Here is a 4,660-nt window from a genome sequence, read left to right as displayed (position 1 = left end):
CTTAAGGTAAAGGTGAACTTTCCTTGAATACTGGGGGCATTTAATCCTGCCGGCACATCCAAGACCTTTTTTACCGGTAAATTAAAGACTACCGGTTCCACAAGACGGTGCTTACTGCTGGACTGTACCGTATCCGGTGCTACGTTCTGGGGAACATCATTTCCCGGGAACAAAATGCCGGTACGATAAGCCACATTGGTGTTTTCCACCTTAATCTTCTTCTGATCCATGTGGGCTACCATATTGACATTGGCTAAAATGAGTCCCTGCTGGTCCAGAATAAAACGCTTTCCTGCTTCAGTGGTTCGAAGGTCAAAGGCAAGGGCCTTGATTTCCTTTCTATCTACTGTATTTGCGCTTTCATTTTCATAGTTCCATTCCTTCCAGATACTGTCACTGAATTTCGGATTGTTATGATTGGTATCCGCCGCATACCCGGCAGCATCATACAGGGGTTTTCCCAGGTCTCTTTGTTCCGGAGTAGGAATAACCGTAGAATAAAATACTCTGGGCTTTAAGGTATCCTGGTTGTTGGCATTGGTTTTGTCATAGGAGCGTTTACTGAGCATACTGTTAATGTCTACTCCGGTAAAATCTCCGTTTCTGTCCTTTTCCTCCCCTAAGATATCAAAGATTACCAAATCCGTGGTTCTACTGGTGGCAGACGCCTGATACAGAAGTCTATGATTATAGGGGTCTCCCATATAGCTCACATTATTTCCAAGGTAACGAGAATCGATTTCTGTGGAAACCGTATTGTTAAAGGTTGCCTCCAGTACTGTTACCGGCCCGTAAGGCATGGTTAAGCTCGTTACAGAGGTGGTAAAAGCCCCATTTTCATGGGCTGCCTCATCCCTTTTGGCAGTATATTTTCCAAGCAATGCAGGGCTGGGATTAGGGGTTTTTCCATTGGAATAGTTACCGTCCCAAATGGTATTGGCATCCTTATTGATAAAACCAACGGTGTTTACTACGGATCTTCCACGGTCTACGATATTGGTATAGGGATTCCAGAGAGTATAAGCCATTCTCCAACCGCTTCGGTTATAGAATTTGTCCCAGTAACGATGCTGCTTGTCATCCGGAATGGTCAGATGAATAATCATCATGGTTTGTCCGGAGTTTTCCCAATTCTTCTTAAACTCTACCGTATAATCCTTACCCTTTACAAATCTTTTTTCTTCCGGCGGTATCTCTGCCTGATCCATGTTTCCTATTATGATAGATGATTCATCCACATAGGTTCCTGCCGGAAGCAAGTCATAGATGTCCCCCTTCTTCAGAACATATTTGTCTGTGTACTCATCCTGCTGAAGGCTGGTGGGGAAGGTTCCCCAGTTTAACCCTCGAACAAATACCTGCATACTCTGCTCGCTTCGTTCAGGGTGATCTACATACGGGGCATTAGTCTTTGCAAGCTCAGAGTTAATGTTTAAAGGCTCTAAACCGTATCCTACTTCCGGGAAATAATCTCCGGCTCTCTTATTCAGCCTCTGTACTCCCAGCTGACGAACCTCTCCGGTGGCATCTCCCGCTAAAAAGCTGATGTTGTAGCCATCAGTTCGAGCCATAGTAGTGGCAATGGCACTTTGCATTGCCGGCTGGGGGGTAATTTGTAGGGTAAATGCCGCGTCAAAGCTGGTTCTGTAATACGGAGAATCCTGCTTAAGGCGAAGGCCTACAATATTATTTCCAAAGGCTTTCTCTAAATCCAATTGATTTAAGTGAGTAACGTGAGAAGCTTTATTCTGGGTAAGATCCCACTTATCCTCATACCCTGGTTCCGGCGTAAACTGCACTCTTCTTCCGGCGTCAAATCTAAAGGTTCCGTACTTGAAATAATCATCTAAGCCGGTACCCTTCCTTCTTAACCAGATTTCTACAGGAGGATACTCTGCATATTCCTTCTTATAATCTCCCTTTTTGGCAAACCGGATAATCGGATTATCCACCTTCTCCACATCATAGACCTTCATGTCCTTCATGTAAATCTTACTATAGTGGTAATCGTCATCCGTTAAATCATATACAGGGCCTCTGTAGGCATCCGCATTTGTTCCGTTATCATGGGGCAGGTTGGAAAAGGCTCCGCTTCCCAAGGTCTGCTCCACATTTTGATTGTTTACGCTGATTCTGCTAGTAGAAAAAAGCTTATACTTTCCGTCGGTAATGGTGGTTCCCGAACCGGGTTGTCCGGAAGTTCCGGAGGTTGTGTATTTTCCGTCTGTCCCAAAGGCAACACTGTTATCATCCGCCTTGTAATTGGAGGACAGGGTAAAACTGTCATTCCAGTTACTGTAGACAACCGGAGCTTTTCCGCCATCCTTATAAATACTTTGTAAACCGAAAATTCCTATATAGACTTTTCGATCTACCGTATTATATTTTTTCAGTACAAAATCACCGGGAGTGGAAGGATGCACATAGACCATCATGGGGTCCTTAGGCGTTACATCCTTTTCTCTTACGTACCCATCCGCCCAAATTTCCTTATAATGAATTTTGTTCGTAATGGGTAAGCCCTGTGTAGCCAGATTAATGCCATCGTTCTTTGCATCCTCCAGCTTTTGCATGGGATACTTATATAGCAAGGCATATAGCTGGGAATTATAATGGGCGTTGGCATATTGTAAGTTTTCCGCATAGGGCAAGCCGACAGGAAGATTGGGAACGCTTGGATCCTTGGGAATTCCCACATAAGTTCTATCAATCGGATTTTCCAAATATGGGGCATTTGCCGGAGGATTCTCTCCCACTCCCATATACTTTGCAATATTGGCATAGCCGTTCTTGGCATAAACCTCAATATTATTCTCATTATTGGCAATATTGTTATAGAAGTAATTGTTCCAGGCCACATTGCTGGGGAGTTTCTTTGCACCAATCAAGGTTCCGCCATCGGAATCCAGAGGACTCCCGGCATGGAAAACATAGTCAAAGGGCTGTGAGCTTCCTTTGGCTCTGTCCACTCTAACATACCAAACTCCGTAAAAATACTGTTCTGCATCGTCAGGTTTTTTCCCCCAGCTGGGATCCCAAGTAAAATAAACGCCCTGATTCACATCTGCCGTTCCATGCTTTAAAGTAAAATTGGTTTCTTTAACCTCCGTTTCCACATGAACGGAAAGGGTTTTGTCCTCTTCTGCGTCAAGACTACTGTCGCTATGATCAATCTTCATGCTTACCGGAAAAGTGTTATCAAAAACACCTTTTTCCTGGCCGTTAATCTGCTGATGCGTTACAGCAAGCATGGTCGGTGTCAAGTTATAAGCAATATCCGCCTTAAAGGTTAAACCGCCGGTAAGCTCTCTAAAATTTGCCAGGCAGAAGTACTCTTCGGTTCTTCCTCCACCAATATCCTTCTGAATAATCGTATAGTTAAAACTACTTTGTGGATTGGTATTTGGCGCCTTAGGTACTCCGGTGGTAATCGCCGGCTGTAACTTATGCTGGTTATTATTCTTTTTCTCATACACGGATATCTTATCCGGCTCGGCACTGTCCCAGCCCTTAAAAATACGGGCAGGAATTTCCATGATTACCGTTCCCGGTGCATACTTGGTATTCTTATTTCCCTTTAAGGTAAGTTCTACCCCTAAGGTCGTAGTATTCGTGGCATTGGAAGCTTTCTCGGGAGGAATGATTTTTAAATCCCTCTGGTCTCGCATAACGCCGTTACTGCCGTCTGTATAGCTGTGTCCGGTTTTGGCATTGCTTGTTCCTGCATCCGGATCCGGCGATTCCATCCAGAAGGCCTTAAAATCATGGGCACTGGCACTTTGTCCTGCAGAAACCGCCGTAGCGACAATAGGACTAAAGTGCTTTGCGGAGAAGAGCAAATCCTCTCCCTCTTCTTTTACAGGAAGAATCTCTGCCGGAAGTCCTTCCGGAAGGTGCACAATGCGGAGATCCTTGTCCTCTTCCGCCAAAACCTCTTTGATTTTCTCGGTCTTTTGCAGGCGGATCTCCACCTTCTTTCCGTTCTTCGGCTGAACTTCCTTTTCTACGCCGTCCACTTCTCTGACAAAGGAAATATCCACTGCATCCAGCACCTCTACAAGAGGTACCATTCCGGGATAATCCTTTTCATAATTCTTCTCCAAAAGAGACTTGGCTTCTTCAACGACAGACTCCTTCTCCAAGGGAAGCAGCTTCATCTGTGTGCCCTCTTGGAAGGTTCCCTCCGGATATTCCGCGGTAACGGTCAAATCCTTATAAGACACGGAAAAGGAACCGGCCTCCATGTACTGAGCCGCTTTTTCCCCCGCTTCTTCAGAAGGCTGATTTGCTCCTTCTTCGGAAGTCTCTTCCTTTTTACTTTCCTCTGCCGAAGCATCCTTCTCCTCTGCTACAGCAGCGTCAGAATTTTCCTGTTCCTCTCCTGCTTGTTTCCCGGCAGATGCATCTTCAGAGGCTGTCTCCTGCACTTCTCCGGACTGTGTCGCCTGTTCGCTTGCTTCTCCGGAAGCCTTTGCAGCATCTGTTCCTAATGCGGATTCTTCCTCTGCTTGCTCTGCAGGGGTGCTTTCCGTCAAGGAATTTGCTTCAGAGGATAGTCCCATCTGCTCCGCAACGAGCTGTGCGTTTTCCGATGCATAGCTCACACTTTGCAAATTTCCCGCAAGCATCAAAAAACTGAGGAAATAAGCCATACCCTTCT

General features: G+C 45.5%; 1 protein-coding gene. It reads right to left on the bottom strand.

What is annotated here, in order from left to right:
* A partial coding sequence (locus ACO4PX_RS08755) for a Spy0128 family protein (RefSeq protein WP_485572311.1) occupies nt 1-4,660 on the bottom strand: 4,660 nt, incomplete at both ends.

The organism is Oribacterium sp., assembly GCF_057249185.1.
The sequence above is the reverse complement of the archived record's forward strand: the minus strand, read 5'-3'. Positions and strand labels throughout refer to the sequence as shown.